We start from the raw sequence: 17426 nt of genomic DNA, 5'->3' as shown, positions 1-17426 counted from the left end.
AGTTGTAATATATTGGAGCAATTAAAAAAACAAGTTTGTGATTATATTGAGGGTCATGAAGAAGAGAGTGTAAAATTTTTAACACGATTAATTCAAGAAAAGAGCGTATCTGGTGATGAAAGTGGTGCGCAGGCAATTGTTATTGAAAAGTTGCGTGAGTTAGGTCTAGATCTTGATATTTGGGAGCCTGCTTTTAATGAAATGAAAGATCACCCTTATTTCGTATCACCTCGTACAAGTTTTACAGATAGCCCGAATATTGTAGCGACTTTAAAAGGAAGTGGCGAAGGGAAATCTATGATTTTAAACGGGCATATTGATGTCGTGCCAGAAGGGGATGTAAATCAGTGGGACCATCATCCATATAGTGGAGAGAAAATAGGAAACCGCATATATGGACGTGGAACAACAGATATGAAAGGCGGCAATGTTTCACTTATGCTTGCGATGGAAGCGATTATTGAATCTGGTATTGAACTAAAAGGTGATATACATTTTCAAAGTGTAATAGAAGAAGAGAGCGGTGGGGCAGGAACATTAGCTGCTATTTTACGAGGATATAAGGCAGATGGCGTTATTATTCCTGAGCCGACGAATATGAAGTTTTTTCCGAAACAACAAGGATCAATGTGGTTTCGTCTACATATAAAAGGAAAAGCAGCACATGGTGGTACACGTTATGAAGGAGTAAGTGCAATTGAAAAAAGTATGTTTGTTGTAGAGCATTTGAGAAAATTAGAAGAGAAGAGAAATGGTCGAATTACAGATCCGTTATTTAAGGGGATTCCGATTCCAATTCCAATTAACGTTGGGAAAATTGAAGGGGGAAGCTGGCCAAGTTCTGTTCCCGATTCATTAATTTTAGAAGGAAGATGTGGTATTGCGCCGAATGAGACTATAGAGGCAGCAAAAGAAGAGTTTGAGGGCTGGATTGGTGAATTAAAAGATGTGGATAGTTGGTTTGTAAAAAATCCTGTAGAAGTAGAATGGTTTGGGGCTAGATGGGTTCCTGGTGAACTAGAAGAAAATCATCCACTTATTACAACGCTTCAACATAACTTTGTTGAAATCGAAGGGAACGAGCCGATTATAGAAGCTTCGCCATGGGGAACAGATGGAGGTTTGTTCACACAAATAGCTAACGTACCCACGATAGTATTTGGTCCAGGAGAGACGAAAGTAGCACACTATCCAAACGAATATATAGAAGTTGATAAAATGATTGCTGCCGCAAAAATAATTGCATGTACATTACTAGATTGGTGTGAGGTGAAAAAATGAAATACTATGAATCTTTTAGTGAACAGACAAAGCATTATACAGTAGAAGGGGTTTTAGATTATTTTAATAAACGTATTAGAGTTGATCACTATACAGGAAATGTTGAAAGCATCATACAAACAATCGATGAATTAGCAAAGAAACATTCTTTCACTAAATGTATTATTAAAGGAAAGGGAGAGCATGTTTCAACATGGCTCTCTTTCGGTTTCTTACTGGAAGCAACGATACCTCATTATTTTCAAGGGCACGATGCGCACTTCTTCGTGAAATATCATAATGATGAAAGACGAAATAGTATTCATTGGACTGAGGAAGATACTATTTTAAGTGGTGTAAAAGAAAAAGAAGTGAAAGAAAAAATAGTCCCAGAGGAATTTGTGTTAAGAAAAGCGATAGAAGAGGATGCGGAAGAATTAGCAATTGTCTTTGGAAAAGTATTTGAAGTTTATCCGACACCTTTAAATGATGGGAATTATGTAAAGCAGACGATGAAGGAAGACGATACAATTTACTATGTTTATGAATTCGAGGGGAAAATTATTAGTACAGCATCTGCTGAAATGAACGTGAAAGAAGGTAATGCAGAATTAACGAATTGTGCTACATTACCTGAATATCGAAAACATGGTTTCATGAAAAGTCTGTTAATTAAATTGGAGGAAGAGCTCCAAGAAAATTCTATTTTTTGTTCTTATACAATTGCTCGCTCGCTATCTTTCGGTATGAATGCAGCCTTTCATCAATTAGGCTATACATATACGGGAAGGCTTGCGAATAATTGCTACATTTTCGATAAGTTGGAAGATATGAATATATGGGTGAAAGATTTATCAAGCTATTCGAAAGCAGTAAGACTCCCGCCTCAAAATTCGGCTGTAAAGCAAAGAAGTTAAGTGGGAGTCGGGTTAATAATAAAGCCCCACTGATTAAAGTTTCACTTAACCATAAATAAGCAATAAAAATATATATACATTTCATCAAAATAATAGAACGGAATCGTCATGCTTATAATCGCACAGAGGGTGCCGGAAATTCGGCGTTGAATTTGTCGGATTTTCGGCAAAAAGGGGGATGACATTGCTAGCAGTTTCGACACAGGAAGTCATTGAAGCGATTTTGGGCAGTATAGATGAGGCCATACATGCAGTAGATGAAAATGGGATTACAATATTTTATAATACAGTTGCTGCAAAACATGATGGATCTAAAATTGAAAATGTGCTAGGAAAGCATTTATTAGAAGCATTCCCGTCATTATCCAGAGAAACAAGTACGTTGATGAAAGTATTAGATACAAAAAAACCAATCGTACACCAAGTTCAACATTACCAAAATTTAAATGGGGAAGACGTTTGTACGGTCAATACAACGTTACCTATTTTAATAGATGGAAATATTGCTGGTGCTGTAGAAATTGCGAAAGATTATTCTACTATTCAAAAGCTTACTGATACGATTGTAGATCTACAATCGAAAATAAAACGATCGACTAGCAAAAAAACGGTGAAAAAGCATGTTGCATTCGAGACAATTGTAACTGATGATTCCCGCTTTAAACAGACGAAAGAGTTAGCACAAAAAGTAGCGCCAACCGATGCGAATGTTTTAATATATGGTGAAACTGGAACGGGGAAAGAGCTATTTGTGCAAGCGATTCATGAAGCTTCTAAACGGAAAAATAAGCCGTTTATTGCACAAAACTGTGCAGCTTTGCCAGAGTCGCTATTAGAAAGTTTGCTGTTTGGCACGACAAAAGGTAGTTATACAGGGGCAATCGAACGAGCAGGATTATTTGAACTTGTAGATGGAGGGACATTATTCTTAGATGAACTGAATTCAATGCCGCTTGATTTACAAGCAAAAATGCTACGTGTATTAGAAGATGGAGTTATTCGTCGCATTGGTGATAATAAGACGAGAAAAGTAGATGTTCGTGTTATTACTGCAATGAATCAGCCTCCAGAAGTATGTTTAAGAGAAAATAAAATTCGCACTGATTTATACTATCGATTAAATGTGTTTTCATTATATATCCCGCCGCTTCGCGAAAGAACTGAGGATGTACTGTTATTAGCGTCTTACTTTTTGAAAGAATATAATAAAAGTTATAAAAAAGGTGTACTTCAAATTGATAAGGAAGCGAAAGAAAGATTACAAGCTTATCAATGGCCTGGAAATGTTCGTGAGTTAAAGCATACGATTGAACATGCTGTCATTATTACAGAAGGGAATTCGTTAACAGCAAATTGCTTGCCACGAACATTTCGGAAAGAGAAACTTCCGAAGAAGAAAAGTATATTACCGCTTAGGGAAGCTCTTCATCAAATGGAAAAGGAATTAATAGATCAAGCGTTAATTGAAACGGAAGGGAATATTTTGCAAGCAGCAAAAATGTTAGGTATTCCGCGTCAAACGCTTCAATATAAACTGAGCAAGTACGACAAAACCGCCGAATAATCGGCGGTTTTTGTGTGTTTGCACCAATAAAAGAGCGTTTACATATATAACAAGTAATGAATATGATAGTAAATATCGTTTTAGTACAGCACTTAAAAATATTTATTCTCTTATATAATAGGGTATTTCTCGCATTTACTTATCAAGAATATGAAGTTGGCATAATTATTGCTTATATAAAGGATGAGCGTATAAAAAGGGGGAATAGCAATGTTACATGATGTATACAAACCAAATCGTCACTGGAAGGATATTGAATTATGGAAAGATGTTACAGAAGAACAATGGAATGATTGGGTTTGGCAATTAACGAATACGATCAAAACTTTAGATGATTTAAAGAAAGTAATTAACTTAACACCTGACGAAGAAGAAGGCGTTAAGATTTCAACGAAAACGATCCCGTTAAACATTACACCGTACTATGCTTGGCTAATGAATCCTGATGACCCACGCTGTCCGATTCGGATGCAATCAGTACCGATTTCGGAAGAGTTATATAAAACAAAATATGATTTAGAAGATCCTCTTCATGAAGATGAAGATTCACCAGTTCCAGGATTAACTCATCGTTATCCAGACCGTGTACTATTTTTAGTAACGAATCAATGTTCTATGTATTGTCGTTACTGTACACGTCGTCGTTTTAGTGGACAAATTGGAATGGGCGTACCGAAAAAGCAATTAGATGATGCGATTGCTTATATTAGTGAAACACCACAAGTACGTGACGTTTTAATTTCTGGCGGTGATGGACTTCTAATTAATGATAAAATTTTAGAATATGTATTAAAGAATTTACGAGCAATCCCGCATGTTGAGATTATTCGTATCGGAACGAGAGCACCAGTTGTATTCCCACAGCGTATTACAGAAAACCTGTGTAACATAATTAAAAAATACCATCCAGTATGGTTAAATACGCATTTTAACACTTCTATTGAGATTACAGAAGAATCGAAACTAGCATGTGAAATGCTTGCAAATGCAGGTGTTCCAATTGGAAACCAAGCTGTAATTTTAGCTGGAATTAATGACAGCGTTCCAATTATGAAAAAACTTATGCATGATTTAGTGAAAATTCGTGTTCGTCCATATTACATTTATCAATGTGATTTATCAGAAGGTATCGGTCATTTCCGTGCACCAGTTTCGAAAGGTCTTGAAATTATTGAAGGTTTACGTGGACATACGTCTGGTTATGCAGTACCAACTTTCGTTGTCGATGCACCGGGTGGAGGCGGAAAAATTGCGCTTCAGCCAAACTATTTAATTTCACAAAGTGCGGATAAAGTTGTTCTTCGTAATTTTGAAGGGGTTATTACAACGTATCCAGAACCAGAAAACTATATCCCAGGAAGAGCAGAAGGCTACTTTAAAGAAATTTATCCGACTTATGAAGAGAAACGTTCTGATATCGGCGTTGCAGGATTGATGAGTGATAAGAAATTTAATCTTGTTCCAGATGATTTACAACGTATGAATCGCCGCAAAGATTATGAAGTCAATGAAACGCATGCTTCTTTAAAAGATAAACGTGATAAGCGTGATCAATTAAAAGATAAAAAATATCAAGCACAAATAGCAAAGTTAGATGATGACAAAAAAAATGAGGGTGACGTAGTATGAATTGTATGTGGTGTGACAGTACAGAAGCGAAAGAAAGCTTGAATACTGTATATTGGGAATTACCAGATGGTACGAAAGCCATTGAAATCCAAGAGACACCATGTATTACTTGTTCCTCATGTGGAATGGACTATCAAGCAGACCATACTGTAAAAGAAATTGAAGATCAGTTGTTTTTAATTTATACGAAAGATTTGCCAAAACAACTAACATACGAAGAGTTGATGGGAAGACCACGTTTATTAAAAAGGAATTATTTCGACTTTTAACCAGCTTTTATGCTGGTTTTTTTCTTTTTTGCCTTGTATAATGTACCCAAGTTAGAAAGGTAGGGAATATTTTTGAAAAAGACATTTTACCATTATATGATGAAGCACCGTGCAGCTTTATTTAAAAATGAAATATCAGATTTAGCAGAGGCGATGTATGATGATTTAAGTTTTCCGAAGCAATCTGAAGACTATGATGTAATTAGTTCATACTTAGAGTTAAGTGGAATGCTAGAAAGTATGTCTATATTTGATGATGCATGGGATTTATATATACAAGAGAGATAACGATATGAAGTTTTAGGAAAATGAAAGCATAATGAATACATTACTTTGAAAGAAGTGAAGTATTCATTATGCTTTTTTATTTACAATACGTCTTGCTGTTAGAACATAAATGAAAAGTGAAAGCTAGTTTAAATACTAGCTTTTTTAAGTTATATACAAATTCTACTTTTTTATTGAAAAAATTTATGAATATAAGCTTCTGTGATAAGCGTTTTTATGTAGGTTGCATATACTGTTATCAAAATCACGACGTTTAAAAAAGGAGAGATATTGATGGCAAGGAAAAAACAACCTAAATATAACGTAGGGGACATAGTCGTGATTACGCTATATGGAACCGTTGGGAAAGTTACAAATATGAAAGTTTTAGATGGAGTTTACGTATACGAAGTAAATAATCACGATGGGTTTTACGTTGAGCAAACTTTGCAGCATGTAACAGAGCAAGAAATGAAAAAGGGCGACACAGAGTGGATTGAATTAAATTATAACTTTACGTTTGGTGATCTCGTGCAAGTAACTGGATATGATAAAGATGTTTTTCGTATTGTTGGTTTTCGTACAGAAGTATGGAGATATAAAAATGATGCATGGGAAGATACTATATATGAATTGTCACGAATTACTGATGGTGAATGGTTAGAAGCTGATGAATCGGATTTAACATTACTTGCCAATGCACAAACGGCAAATGCAATTTTGAAGAAAATGAAACAAGATAAAGCGGGTATGAATAAATTAGATTTAGGAAAATTGAAGTCAATTAACAATTCGAAAAAAGTAAGTGTAAAGACGAATCGCCAAGAAATTATTGATGGGTTATTAGATATTTATAATGATTATCATTTATTATTCGATACATTTAAAGATGAAGAATATAAAATTGTTATGGATGTTGTTCAAAATTATTTAGTTAAATTGACAGAGAAAAAATAGTTAACTAGAAAGAGAGAATAAATTGAACAACAACATATGCAGTATAAGGTATGCCTACAATTATTAAAAAAATAAAAAGCCATTTAATAAGAGAGTCTGCCCATTTATCTTCATGCATGAACTCTTCTTTTGTTTGCTCTACTTCGTATTGGTATTCCATTATTATTTCCCCCTTTGGATAGCTTGTACTAACATCGTATGCCCTTTACCTACATGATATGACTTATAAAAAAAGAAAAACTATTTTTCTAATCTCATATACATAATTTTGAGATTTTTTCATAAAACAGAAATAAAGGAGTGATGCTCATGAAGGAAATTGAAGTCGTAATTGACACGGAAGAGATTGCGGAGTTTTTTTATGAGCGACTAATTGAAAGAGGGTACGTTCCAAAAAGAGAAGAAATTGAGGACCTGGCAGATATTACATTTGAGTATTTATTAGAGAAATGCATGATTGATGAAGTTTTTGATGAAGAGGAAGATTGAAAGTAACGGCGGGCTTAACTCGTCGTTTTTTACTCTTTACAAACTTGTCACAAATATAGACAAGAATTGTTGGTATAATTAAAAGAAAATTTTATATAAGAGGTGAAGGGATGTTCAAAAAAATTATTGATTCTTTATTAGGAAAGAAAAAACATCGTTCGTATTCAAGTAGTGATTATCGTCATAGAGGGCGCTCGTATTCAAGTAGCGATAATAAACGACGTTCATCTGGTTATGGGCATCAGCATTATAAAAGAAAACGTAAAAGCCGTAGCTTCTTTTCAAGTAGCTGATGAAATGGCGTCGTATACTAGCTTTATTTGATAGACCACTGCGAAAAAATACAATCGTTGCAGAGCGTTATAAGATTGAATCAGTAATTGGAATGGGCAGTTATGGGGTTACATATGTCGTTAATGATTTACAAATAAATAAATATAAAGTCTTAAAACAATTAAGGCAAAGTAAACAAAGATATGAGTCTGGTAGAAAATCATTTGAGCAAGAGAAAGTGATTTTACAAACATTAAATCATGCGTCAATTCCTAAGCTACATGACCATTTCATATGGGAGAAAAAGAACTTTTTGTGATGGAGTATATGCCGGGGGAAAATTTCGAAGATCATATTTTCTTAGATGGGCAAGTATATGATGAACGTGAAGTTTTTGAAATTTTATATGAAGTACTAGGAATTGTTTCGTATTTTCATAGTAAAGGTATCATTCACCGAGATTTACGTATTCCAAACATATTAATGAAAGAAAATCAGATTAGTATTATTGATTTTGGATTGGCTAAATTGAAAGGTGAGGGTGATGAGCGAGCTATAACTTATGAAGGTGAACAAGCTTTGATGCGAGAAGTTCACTTTCGTAGCGATTTTTATGCTCTCGGTCATTTCGTATTATTTTTATTGTATGCTAGTTATGAATCGACTGAAAAAAAGGAAAAACCTTGGTATGAAGAGTTAGTGCTGGAAGAATATAATCGCGACATGCTGATGCGAATGTTACAAATGAAAGCGCCATACTATGAAAATGTACAAGATTTGAAAAAAGATGTAGCTTACGCTTTAGAAAGGATGGAGACCCCATGTTTCAAAAGTTTTTAGCAAGCGTTGGAATTGGAAGTGCAAAAGTAGATACTGTTCTTGAAAGAGATGAGTATACAGTTGGAGAAGAGATAGTAGGGAAGGTTCATATAACTGGAGGTTCAGTTAGCCAAGAAATTGAAAGCATTTACTTAACGTTGTCGACGTCATATGTAAGAGAAGTGGATGATAAAAAAGTAACGGCAACGTATGATTTGGAGCGAGTTCGTTTAACAGATCCATTTTCTGTAGAGCCAAATGAAAAAGTGGAAATTCCATTTTCATTTTTAATGCCAATTGAAGCACCACTAACACTTGGAATGAAAACGGTTTGGATTCATACAGGCCTTGATATTAAACGTAGTATTGATCCAAGTGACCGTGATTATATTCAAGTGTTGCCGAATGCACTATTGAACAGTGTATTAAATAGTGTAAATCAATTAGGTTTTAAAGCGCGTCATGTAGAATGCGAAGAATTACCGTATCGATTACGTAAGCAAGTTCCATTCGCGCAAGAATTTGAGTTTATTCCAGTCTCCGGAGAGTATTATGGGAAATTAGATGAATTAGAATTATTAATTTTGCCAAGTGCCCACGACCGATTAGAAATTATTATGGAAGTAGATAGAAAATCACGTGGATTGGCTGGTTTATTCGCAGAAGCGCTTGATCTTGATGAGAAGGTTATTCGCTTTACAGTAACAAACGAAGATATTCCAACGATGCAGCAAAAAATTAACAATAATATTTTTTAATAAACTATGCATAAAAAAGAAATGGGGAGGAAAACTAAAACAACCGCTCCATTTTTTTGCATAGTGAGGTTATGTATGTGAAACGATACCGACATTTATACTTGTTAAGTTGTACACTACTCATTTGTTTTGTCGCACTATCACTTTCGTATCATACCGCTTGTATTGAAAAATTTGATAATGTAGTCGCACACTTTATTCAAAGTTTCCGAAACGAGTATTTGACAACCTATTTTACTTGGGTGTCCTTTATCGGTTCAAAAAGAATATATTTCCCGTTACTCATTATACTTGTAATGTATTTTCTTCTTAGAAAAAAATATTAAGTGCATTACTTCTAACAATTAATTATTACGGATCACGTTATTTGAACAGTATGCTCAAACTATGGTATGAACGAGCACGACCTGATGTGACGCAGCTTGTTACAGCAACTGGATATAGCTTTCCGAGCGGTCATACGATGAATGCTACTGCTTTTTTAGGATTTATTGCATACGTCACAATTACAGAAGATCGTATTTCATTGCATAAAAAGTTGCTGATTATTTTTATAGCAAGCTTCGTTGTATTATCTATTTCAGTTAGCCGAATTTATCTTGGCGTGCACTATCCATCTGACATATTAGCCGGATGGGCAGCGGGCGGTAGCTGGCTCGTTTTATGTATTATATTTCATAAGGCGTTCATTAAAAAAGAACCTATGTCATAATAGGTTCTTTTTGCATGGGCTCCACATGAATATGAGCATGGTAAATTCCGAATTTTTTTCGAAGCATATCTTCAATATTGTCAGTAATACAATGGCTTTCGCTAACATCCATTCGAGCATCTACTTCAATTGTAATATCCACATACGTTTGGTTCCCATACATACGAGCACGAATATCTACAATATGTTCTACACCTGAAATATGCCCTATAGCATCAGCGTATTCATCCATTTTTTCAGGATCAATTCCATCCGTTAGCATATGAGAAGCTTCTACGAAAATTTCCCACGCGGTCTTACAAATAATAAGACCGACAAGTAAAGCTGCAATAGGGTCCAAAATAGGCATTTGGAACTGTGCTCCGACTATACCTACTACTGTACCAATACTTACAAGAGCATCTGATAAATTATCTTTTGCAGCAGCCTCTAATGATTTACTTTTTGTTCGCATTGCAATCTTTTTCGTATACTTGTATACACCGTACATAACGACAGCAGAAAATAAAGCTACCCATGCAGCAAGTACATTAGGTGCTGCTTGTTTCGGATTGAAAAACGATTGAATTGCACTAATAACAACTTCTAATCCGACCGTTGCCATAATAAAGGAAGCAACAAGTGATGCGATTTGTTCTGCACGCGAATGCCCATATGGATGATCTGGGTCACGAGGCTTACGAGAAATTTTCAGGCCAATTAATATTGCTAAAGAAGCACCAATATCCGTTAAGTTATTCAAACCGTCAGCACGTAATGCGCTAGAGAGGGTAATATAACTGATGATGATTTTCATAGAGGATAAAAATATGTAGGCTATAATGCTGACAATAGCACCTTTATCAGCTTCTTTATGAGAAAGAGAATCCATTTTAATCACTCGCCTTTCTACAAGGAATTTCTTTCTATACATAGAGTATCAAACGAAACTCGTGTGGGTCTATACAAACATTGTTGACGTTTTATAGCTTTTTAAGAAGGGGATAACAAAGTTTCGTTAAGGAAAAATATGTTGAAAAGTACAAAGTAGAAATTTATCCCGCTATTTGAGGGCAGTAAGACCCCCACCTCAAAATTCAGTTGGAGCAAAGAAGTTAGGCGGGAGTCGGGCTGCCCGTAAACGCCCGATTGGTGAAGGTTAATAATCAGTGGGGGATGAACAAAAACCCCACTGATTAAGGTTTCACTTTATTAAACAATTAATGATGATTATGGCAAATGGAAAGAGGGCGAGAATAATGATTCTCAAAATTTTTTTCATATATATTTTTCGCAAAATGACTCTTTGTAATTCCTCATGTGAGTAATATATAAGAAATGATAACAAAATTCTTCAATAAGAAGGGGAGAAAGCATTATAATATTCACTTTCCAGAAAGAGACAAAGGCAAAGAATAATTTAAAAACGAAAAAAACCTCTGATGATTTTTCAGAGGTTTTTCGTTTCTTAGTATGCTTCTAAAAACTCAGTAACTTGCTCTTCCGTTTTTGCATTTGCACTATGTAAGTGACCTAACTTTTCGCCATTTTGATATACAAGTAGGCTTGGAATACCCATTACTTGATACTCTTCAGCAATACTTGGGAACTGATCTTTATTAATAGAATACCATTCAAATTTATTGAACTCTTCCATTACATCTCCGATAAAGTTGTCCATACGCACGCAATCTGGGCACCATGTAGTAAAGAACTTAACAACTACTGGCTCCTCGCTTGCGATGATGTCTTTGAATTCCTTGTCAGACTTGATTTCTCTCATGTTTTTGACTCCTCTCAATGTCACACGGATAAGTTAGTATTTTTATGCAAAATCCGTGATTGCAAACATTTTGCAAACATTAGTGTTTTTGAAATAGATTGTTTGCAAAATCTTCGACTGCTTTTTCTTGTAGGCCTGGTACGACATGTGAGTAGGTGTCCAATGTGATGCCTACTCTTTTATGTCCTAATCGTTCACTGACAATCTTCGGGTGAATACCTTGTTTCAACATTAATGTTGCATGAGTATGCCTTAGATTATGGAACCGAATATCAGGAACCCCACTTTTCTTTATAAGCTTTTTCCAGAGCTGTGTCAAACTTCTGAAACGGCAGACCAAATCGTAGTCATTATAGCTTTCATCATATCGCTCTTTTTCCTCAGAGATTTTTTGCAGATGGTCATTTAGTGCCATTAAAGTAATGTCAGGTAAAATCAGCAATCTCTTTCCATTGTAGACCTAAGATTTCACCTTTACGCATTCCACATGTAATAGCAAGAAGATAAGCGATATAATAACGCTTTTCTTTTGCATGTTCTAAAAAACGAAGATCTTCTTCATCGATTAAAAAACCAGGGGGTTAACGCTGATTTAGTGGAGAGAGCTCATTATATCACTCTTTCGGAGGAGGTGAGTTAGGATGCGGAAATGGTTAAAGAAACTATTTTCGAAAAAACGCCCACCCTGCATTGTTCGTGAGGAACAAGAAGGTGAGCTTCAATTAAACGAAACTGATAGGATCTGTGAAAATTGTGCCCAAATTATGCATGGAAAAGGTATTGAAAGAGATGAATAGTACTCTTTACATCTTATTCCATATATAACAAAGCTGGTTAGCTTCTGATTCAAGCGCTATTAAATGATCATTATTAATAGAGTTATTCGTATACATTCTGTTCTTTTGGATGTTAAGAACCGTATAATTCACATCGTTATGTTCATTTGAAAATGTCGATTCGTTTAATAATGTCAGCGTTGAGTTGATGTTGTATTTATCAATTCGCTCTTTTTTTCCTTTGAAAAACAGTTTGATAAGATGCGGCTCATCATTAATGAGCAAACCGAGTTCAGGTGATGAGCGGACGATTAAATCATCTGATATCCAATGTGATTTACCTGGATCGAACCAAGAGACGTCTTTGTTTTTAATAAATTTTTTGTACTGTTTTATGACATCAATGTAGTTTTGCTTTTTCTTCTGATCAACCGTTTGCACTAATGTTTCGAAACATTCAAAAGGTAGTTCGTTTTGATGAAATTTAATAACAGTGTCTCGTAATTGTTTCCAGTAATCAAAAGCTGGTTGGTATTCCGGTTGAGATTTTAGATTTTTTACAAAGTTTGTTTTAGCGGCACTACTTTTCAGTGTGAAGTCTAAAAATTGTGTAAGTCCTACTTTAATTTCTGCCATATTACACCCCCTTTTCAAACATTACTAATTCGATAATGGAAAGGAAAATCCTGCATTTTTTAAGGAGGTGAGCTAGATACTAGAAAACCCGGTGTCCATGCACAATGGCTATGGCAAAGCTGATCCGCAAGAACAAGAGGGAATTATTACAACTTCTATCGATATCGAAAAGTTACAAGATGTCATAAGTCGAGCGGTAGTGATTTTGCAGGAGTGTCCAGAAGATGCTGAACTTGATGATTTAAATGGGAGCATTAATGAAGCGTTGGAATTATTACAAAAGTATTTGGGGCAATAAAAAAGGACGAGCAGTCGTACCTGCTGTCCTTTATAGGAGGAAAATTATTCTGGACTAGAACTACGAATAACCAGAAAACGCGCTTTTAACCAGTGTTGTCAAAGATGTAATAATCTGTGCAACATAAAAGCTTAGTCGGAATTCAAAACACCAAAATGGCTTGCGTTGGTAAACAGGCTCAAAAGTAGTATATGCAAAATGAAAAATTCCATACAAAAAGCAGACAACAATTTTGGTTGTCTGCCTGTGAGTTGAATGAGTTAGCTAATTGTGATAAAATGCTTTCCCATTACAAGAAGAGTGAAGCTGCTAGTTCAAATAGCTTGTAGGTAGTATTTTCGATATCTAAAAAAATATACAGAGAAAGCAGATAGGTGAAGAACCTGCCTGCTTACTACTGTAACAAAAGAAAGAAGTACTAGCCGTGGATACGACGGCTTGAAAATAGTATGTATTTTTATTTAAAAAATATTCAAGGGGTGAAGAAACATGGAGTGTTTGATAAATGGTTTCTATGAAATAGATAATGATTTTTTTGGTCCAATAAACTTTGCTAATGTTGTAGCTGTTTCATCCATAATTCAATTGAGTGCAGGGGATTTAGTCGAGATTTTTGCACAAAGTAGCGTAGCTGGAGTTATTAGTAATGTAGAAGATAGTACGTATTTTGAAGCTGCAAGATTCCCGTCTCCAAAAGTATAAGTGGTATGAAACCTTGTAAGTAATTTAATATCAGGACATTCCAAAATTTATACTCATCCTGTACGAGAACGGATAATTTATTTGTAGTGCATGAAGTATTTTAACGGTGTACAAGCTGTTTTGAAAGTGCTGGATAAATGAACTATATACTGTTAAATAGTGTCTGATGATTGTATACGAAACAGTCGAAGAAGAGTAGCGGTGTATGCAAAAAGAAATGCATGATGTTTAGGTAAAGAAAGCTTACTAGTTAGGGGATCTTACCGATTTAGTTTATGAAAAAAGGCCCTGTTGTCTCCAACAGGGCCTTTCCTAAAATGGCAAAGAGTAACTCTTACCTTACTCCTTGTCCATAGAATACACAAAAATTATACGTTTGTACAGGTCAATAATTTACAATAATAATATTTGAATATAATGCTTACAGGTAATTCTTAAGGATGAAAAAGTATTTGTTATAGAGTAAGTGTTGATTTTAAAGTGTTTTTAAGAGAATGTTTACAACTCAACGATAATAAAGGAATATTGAAATAATAAAATATGAAATATTGCATATCTCACTGAACAATATAATCTATTCAATAATAATAAAATCGTACAGAGGAGTTTTTTCTGAAAATCCGAGTTGATGAAACTAGATAATTTGTATTACTGATTTAACCATAATATTACATGAGTGCTTTGTTTTTAAAAGTTATACTTTATCTTCGCTCTACCTTATGGTGGAGCATTTTTATTTTTGTAATCGCAATAACCTGTCCAAACTTTCCAAGTCTAGCATACATATTATGCAGTAGTAGATTAGAAAGGAGCACTATATATGTCTTGTTATTACTACTGTAAGAATTGTGAGAGTTACCAAAAGAAAAATCATGATTGCTGTAAAAAAAGAAGTGATTATTATAATAAGTGCGGTAAAAGATGTGATGACTGTTCTTGCGATCATAAGGAGAATAACCTTGTAAGAGCATCTGCTTTTAGAGCTGTAAATACAGTTAATCAAAACCTTCCAGCTAATACTTTTGTTAAAGTATTATTTCAAAATGAACAATTTGATTTAGCGAACGAATATAACCCAGCAACATCAGATTTTACTCCGAAGACTAGAGGAGTTTATTCCGTAATTGGGACGATTGGTTTCTTTCCGAACGATACAAATTTAAATTATAGAGCGCGTGTAGAAGTTCGAGTGAATGGAAATGCGGCAATTGCTATAGATAACGACTTTTTTGGTCCAATAAATTTCGGCAATGTCGTAAGTGTTTCAACAATACTTCAATTAGATGCAGGTGATATTGTCGAGATTTTTGCACAAAGTAGTATAGATGGGGTTATTAGTAGTACAGAAGACGGTTCTCATTTTGAGGCTGCAAGATTCCCATCTCCAATTGTATAAATATTAAAAAGGAAAAAATTTTATTAACTCTGCTTCTCGGTGGAGTTTTTTAATTTCATAATAGCAATAGCTCGTCCAAACTTTTTAAATTTATTTTGCATAGTATACAACAATAGATTTAGAAAGGGGATATAAATATGTCTTATTATTATTGTAAGCATTGCAATGGCTATAAAAAGACAAAGCATAATTGTTGTAAGAAAAGTACAGATTATTACGATAAGTGTTGTGATAATGAGAAAGATAAACTTGTAAGGGCATCTGCTTTTAGAGCGGTTAGTACAGTAGATCAAAATGTCACTGCAAATACTTTTGTTAAAGTATTATTCCAAAATGAACAGTTTGATTTAGCGAATGAATATAATCCAGTAACATCAGATTTTATTCCGAAGACTAGAGGGGTTTATTCTATTATTGGTACAATCAGCTTTGCACCTAATGATAGTAATACGAATTATAGAGCGCGTGTAGAAATTCGGGTAAATGATAATCCAGCTATAGCGATAGATAATGACTTTTTTGGTCCACCCAATTTTGTAAATGTCGTAGCTGTTTCAACAATACTTCAATTACATGCAGGAGATGTAGTTGGAATTTTTGCTGAGAGTGATGTAGATGGACTGATTATACAAAATGATCCAGGATTTATTAGTACGCATTTTGAGGCTGCAAGATTCCCATCTCCAATAAAATAAAAGACATGTTTGTGATTTATGGACTATTTTTTTAAAAAAGGCTCTACCTTATGGTAGGGCCTTTTAGTTAAAGGTGTTAAATTGTTAATATATTAAAATAAATTCATAAACACTTGATAAGCAACACCTAGAGTTAATACGATAGCTAACAGTTTTGCTACCCATCTCGGTGCATTTAAATTTAGTAAAAGGGAATGACATATACTAAATGTAATGCCGAGTGTTAAAAGAATTGCGATAAGATATAAAATTAATAGGAATAAAGGTTGCTCTATGGAGCCGAAGTCAATTTTGGATGGATTCATGTAATATGTACCTCATTTTTTATTAATATATTAATGAAATAATGAAGAATACAGGGAATTGGAAGAGTAATGTAATAAATACTATAAAAGTAAATTTGAAGTTATGGATGGAGTAGATAAAATAATCTTTGAAAGACTATTCAAAGCCAACATTTGTTTAAGTTTAATATACAAGAACGAATGTTCTTGGTATACTGGAAAATAAAAAAGGTGCGTTTACATGACAAATTTTAGTAATATAATTGAAAAACTAGATGAAATGATTTACAAACCTAATAATCTATTAATTACTAAACGAAAAGAAGAAAAGCAAAATTCAGAATATGCAGGAGGGGTATTCCAGCTAAATAATAGAAGCATCCGATTTAGGGTATCAAAAATTACGCCTAATAAGATTGGACAATTTGTTTCTTTTTGGGAGAAGAATGCCTCCATGAGCAATCAGGCATTTTCTTATGATTCAGCTCCTAACCTTTTAGTTATCACTTGTATAGCGGATAATAAACTAGGACAATTTATTTTTCCAAAAGAGATTCTTCTAAAAGAAAAAATATTAAAAACTCAAAATCAAAAAGGGAAAATGGCTATGAGGGTTTACCCTATTTGGGATAAACCTATTAGTAATCAAGCTAAGAAGAGTCAATTGTGGCAACTTCATTATTTTGTCGATTTAAGTGATACTGAAAATGTAGCTACAGATAAATTATTAAACTTATATTCATAGCACATAATAAGAAAAAATTGAAATATTCAATGTTCGTTCAGATGATATTTGGAAATATTAACAGGGTAAGCCGTTAAGTAAAGAATAAAAAAGGAGCATACAAATAAAGTATGCTCAAAAAAAGATAGGTTTTATGAGTGGAGAATCTCCATATGATAATATATGCGCATTTCATTAATATGTGTAAAATATCAACAGAATATCAATTAATGAGTTAT

21 protein-coding genes and 3 pseudogenes are annotated in these 17426 nt (G+C 34.2%); 18 read left to right on the top strand and 6 right to left on the bottom strand.

What is annotated here, in order from left to right; genetic code table 11:
* Positions 1–12 precede the first annotated feature (12 nt).
* The 7 genes from JFU18_RS04415 to JFU18_RS04385 all read left to right on the top strand — a co-directional run bounded on the left by JFU18_RS04415 (position 13) and on the right by JFU18_RS04385 (position 6863).
* A complete protein-coding gene (locus tag JFU18_RS04415) occupies positions 13–1281 on the top strand; it encodes a peptidase (RefSeq protein WP_002012655.1) in 1269 nt (422 codons plus the stop codon).
* Complete coding sequence (ablB, locus tag JFU18_RS04410; protein WP_201033138.1) at positions 1278–2177, top strand: putative beta-lysine N-acetyltransferase; 900 nt, start codon at positions 1278–1280, stop codon at positions 2175–2177. The genes JFU18_RS04415 and ablB overlap by 4 nt, the downstream gene beginning before the upstream one ends.
* Before the next feature lie 178 nt (positions 2178–2355).
* Positions 2356–3741 (top strand): arginine utilization transcriptional regulator RocR, encoded by a 1386-nt coding sequence (gene rocR, locus JFU18_RS04405; RefSeq protein ID WP_002012652.1) that lies wholly within the window; start codon positions 2356–2358, stop codon positions 3739–3741.
* A gap of 210 nt (positions 3742–3951) precedes the next feature.
* Complete coding sequence (gene kamA / locus JFU18_RS04400) at positions 3952–5370, top strand: lysine 2,3-aminomutase (RefSeq protein WP_002012651.1); 1419 nt, start codon at positions 3952–3954, stop codon at positions 5368–5370.
* The gene (locus JFU18_RS04395) at positions 5367–5639 is read left to right on the top strand and encodes a YokU family protein (RefSeq protein WP_002085797.1); all 273 of its coding nucleotides are present in this window, start codon (positions 5367–5369) and stop codon (positions 5637–5639) included. The genes kamA and JFU18_RS04395 overlap by 4 nt, the downstream gene beginning before the upstream one ends.
* 72 nt (positions 5640–5711) lie before the next feature.
* On the top strand, positions 5712–5927 hold the full coding sequence (locus tag JFU18_RS04390) for a YozE family protein (protein ID WP_002085796.1): 216 nt from the start codon (positions 5712–5714) through the stop codon (positions 5925–5927).
* 273 nt (positions 5928–6200) lie between these two features.
* Positions 6201–6863, top strand: a complete 663-nt coding sequence (locus JFU18_RS04385) for a hypothetical protein (protein WP_002012647.1) — start codon at positions 6201–6203, stop codon at positions 6861–6863.
* 4 nt (positions 6864–6867) lie between these two features.
* On the opposite strand, the gene JFU18_RS04380 is transcribed toward JFU18_RS04385, so the two are convergent.
* A complete protein-coding gene (locus JFU18_RS04380) occupies positions 6868–7023 on the bottom strand; it encodes a DUF3930 family protein (RefSeq protein ID WP_002095676.1) in 156 nt (51 codons plus the stop codon).
* Between the two features lie 149 nt (positions 7024–7172).
* Here JFU18_RS04380 and JFU18_RS04375 point away from each other — a divergent pair, with 149 nt between their 5' ends.
* From JFU18_RS04375 to JFU18_RS04355, 5 genes and pseudogenes are all read left to right on the top strand, one after another.
* On the top strand, positions 7173–7352 hold the full coding sequence (locus JFU18_RS04375; protein WP_002012644.1) for a YozD family protein: 180 nt from the start codon (positions 7173–7175) through the stop codon (positions 7350–7352).
* Positions 7353–7462: 110 nt separating this feature from the next.
* Positions 7463–7645: a hypothetical protein gene (locus JFU18_RS04370; protein WP_002141661.1), complete on the top strand. Its 183-nt coding sequence runs from the start codon at positions 7463–7465 to the stop codon at positions 7643–7645.
* Positions 7645–8465: pseudogene (locus JFU18_RS04365) on the top strand (serine/threonine protein kinase). Before JFU18_RS04370 ends, JFU18_RS04365 begins: the two are co-directional and overlap by 1 nt.
* Positions 8447–9202, top strand: a complete 756-nt coding sequence (locus tag JFU18_RS04360; protein ID WP_085310912.1) for a sporulation protein — start codon at positions 8447–8449, stop codon at positions 9200–9202. The pseudogene JFU18_RS04365 and the gene JFU18_RS04360 overlap by 19 nt, the downstream one beginning before the upstream one ends.
* 77 nt (positions 9203–9279) lie before the next feature.
* Positions 9280–9914, top strand: a pseudogene (locus tag JFU18_RS04355) (phosphatase PAP2 family protein).
* Here the strand turns inward: JFU18_RS04355 and JFU18_RS04350 are convergent.
* From JFU18_RS04350 to JFU18_RS04340, 3 genes are all read right to left on the bottom strand, one after another.
* Positions 9904–10785, bottom strand: a complete 882-nt coding sequence (locus tag JFU18_RS04350) for a cation diffusion facilitator family transporter (RefSeq protein ID WP_002085782.1) — start codon at positions 10783–10785, stop codon at positions 9904–9906. The pseudogene JFU18_RS04355 and the gene JFU18_RS04350 overlap by 11 nt on opposite strands.
* 576 nt (positions 10786–11361) lie before the next feature.
* On the bottom strand, positions 11362–11676 hold the full coding sequence (locus tag JFU18_RS04345) for a thioredoxin family protein (protein ID WP_201033733.1): 315 nt from the start codon (positions 11674–11676) through the stop codon (positions 11362–11364).
* Positions 11677–11755: 79 nt separating this feature from the next.
* The gene (locus JFU18_RS04340; protein WP_201033140.1) at positions 11756–12118 is read right to left on the bottom strand and encodes a tyrosine-type recombinase/integrase; all 363 of its coding nucleotides are present in this window, start codon (positions 12116–12118) and stop codon (positions 11756–11758) included.
* 199 nt (positions 12119–12317) lie between these two features.
* Between JFU18_RS04340 and JFU18_RS04335 the strand changes: the two genes are divergently transcribed.
* Positions 12318–12473 carry a hypothetical protein gene (locus JFU18_RS04335; RefSeq protein ID WP_002065248.1) on the top strand — a complete coding sequence of 52 codons (156 nt, stop codon included), beginning with the start codon at positions 12318–12320 and terminating at the stop codon, positions 12471–12473.
* A 6-nt stretch (positions 12474–12479) separates the two neighbouring features.
* Here JFU18_RS04335 and JFU18_RS04330 read toward each other — a convergent pair whose 3' ends face one another.
* Positions 12480–13088: a hypothetical protein gene (locus tag JFU18_RS04330; RefSeq protein ID WP_002012636.1), complete on the bottom strand. Its 609-nt coding sequence runs from the start codon at positions 13086–13088 to the stop codon at positions 12480–12482.
* Positions 13089–13164: 76 nt separating this feature from the next.
* Between JFU18_RS04330 and JFU18_RS04325 the strand changes: the two genes are divergently transcribed.
* The 4 genes and pseudogenes from JFU18_RS04325 to JFU18_RS04310 all read left to right on the top strand — a co-directional run bounded on the left by JFU18_RS04325 (position 13165) and on the right by JFU18_RS04310 (position 16179).
* Positions 13165–13386 (top strand): hypothetical protein, encoded by a 222-nt coding sequence (locus JFU18_RS04325; RefSeq protein ID WP_201034588.1) that lies wholly within the window; start codon positions 13165–13167, stop codon positions 13384–13386.
* A gap of 516 nt (positions 13387–13902) precedes the next feature.
* Positions 13903–14088: pseudogene (locus tag JFU18_RS04320) on the top strand (hypothetical protein); the annotation flags it as partial.
* An 820-nt stretch (positions 14089–14908) separates the two neighbouring features.
* A complete protein-coding gene (locus JFU18_RS04315; protein ID WP_201033143.1) occupies positions 14909–15484 on the top strand; it encodes a C1q-like domain-containing protein in 576 nt (191 codons plus the stop codon).
* 137 nt (positions 15485–15621) lie between these two features.
* Positions 15622–16179, top strand: coding sequence for a C1q-like domain-containing protein (locus JFU18_RS04310; RefSeq protein ID WP_201033735.1), 558 nt, complete (start codon positions 15622–15624; stop codon positions 16177–16179).
* 92 nt (positions 16180–16271) lie between these two features.
* Here the strand turns inward: JFU18_RS04310 and JFU18_RS04305 are convergent, their stop codons facing one another.
* Complete coding sequence (locus JFU18_RS04305) at positions 16272–16484, bottom strand: hypothetical protein (protein ID WP_002012629.1); 213 nt, start codon at positions 16482–16484, stop codon at positions 16272–16274.
* A gap of 220 nt (positions 16485–16704) precedes the next feature.
* Here JFU18_RS04305 and JFU18_RS04300 point away from each other — a divergent pair, with 220 nt between their 5' ends.
* On the top strand, positions 16705–17208 hold the full coding sequence (locus JFU18_RS04300; RefSeq protein WP_002012628.1) for a MepB family protein: 504 nt from the start codon (positions 16705–16707) through the stop codon (positions 17206–17208).
* Positions 17209–17426 lie beyond the last annotated feature (218 nt).

Origin of the sequence: Bacillus sp. TH22, from assembly GCF_016651015.1 — a bacterium.
Classification (GTDB): domain Bacteria; phylum Bacillota; class Bacilli; order Bacillales; family Bacillaceae_G; genus Bacillus_A; species Bacillus_A mycoides.
This window is presented reverse-complemented; position numbering and strand designations above follow the sequence as displayed.

Excerpts from the sequence above, each read along its gene's own strand:
- rocR (WP_002012652.1), top strand. The coding sequence starts at position 2,356 with ATGACATTGCTAGCAGTTTCGACACAGGAAGTCATTGAAGCGATTTTG.
- JFU18_RS04385 (WP_002012647.1), top strand. The coding sequence starts at position 6,201 with ATGGCAAGGAAAAAACAACCTAAATATAACGTAGGGGACATAGTCGTG.
- JFU18_RS04395 (WP_002085797.1), top strand. The coding sequence starts at position 5,367 with ATGAATTGTATGTGGTGTGACAGTACAGAAGCGAAAGAAAGCTTGAAT.
- JFU18_RS04350 (WP_002085782.1), bottom strand. The coding sequence starts at position 10,785 with ATGGATTCTCTTTCTCATAAAGAAGCTGATAAAGGTGCTATTGTCAGC.
- JFU18_RS04305 (WP_002012629.1), bottom strand. The coding sequence starts at position 16,484 with ATGAATCCATCCAAAATTGACTTCGGCTCCATAGAGCAACCTTTATTC.
- JFU18_RS04330 (WP_002012636.1), bottom strand. The coding sequence starts at position 13,088 with ATGGCAGAAATTAAAGTAGGACTTACACAATTTTTAGACTTCACACTG.
- JFU18_RS04335 (WP_002065248.1), top strand. The coding sequence starts at position 12,318 with ATGCGGAAATGGTTAAAGAAACTATTTTCGAAAAAACGCCCACCCTGC.
- ablB (WP_201033138.1), top strand. The coding sequence starts at position 1,278 with ATGAAATACTATGAATCTTTTAGTGAACAGACAAAGCATTATACAGTA.
- JFU18_RS04300 (WP_002012628.1), top strand. The coding sequence starts at position 16,705 with ATGACAAATTTTAGTAATATAATTGAAAAACTAGATGAAATGATTTAC.
- JFU18_RS04345 (WP_201033733.1), bottom strand. The coding sequence starts at position 11,676 with ATGAGAGAAATCAAGTCTGACAAGGAATTCAAAGACATCATCGCAAGC.
- JFU18_RS04380 (WP_002095676.1), bottom strand. The coding sequence starts at position 7,023 with ATGGAATACCAATACGAAGTAGAGCAAACAAAAGAAGAGTTCATGCAT.
- JFU18_RS04370 (WP_002141661.1), top strand. The coding sequence starts at position 7,463 with ATGTTCAAAAAAATTATTGATTCTTTATTAGGAAAGAAAAAACATCGT.
- kamA (WP_002012651.1), top strand. The coding sequence starts at position 3,952 with ATGTTACATGATGTATACAAACCAAATCGTCACTGGAAGGATATTGAA.
- JFU18_RS04360 (WP_085310912.1), top strand. The coding sequence starts at position 8,447 with ATGTTTCAAAAGTTTTTAGCAAGCGTTGGAATTGGAAGTGCAAAAGTA.
- JFU18_RS04310 (WP_201033735.1), top strand. The coding sequence starts at position 15,622 with ATGTCTTATTATTATTGTAAGCATTGCAATGGCTATAAAAAGACAAAG.
- JFU18_RS04315 (WP_201033143.1), top strand. The coding sequence starts at position 14,909 with ATGTCTTGTTATTACTACTGTAAGAATTGTGAGAGTTACCAAAAGAAA.
- JFU18_RS04375 (WP_002012644.1), top strand. The coding sequence starts at position 7,173 with ATGAAGGAAATTGAAGTCGTAATTGACACGGAAGAGATTGCGGAGTTT.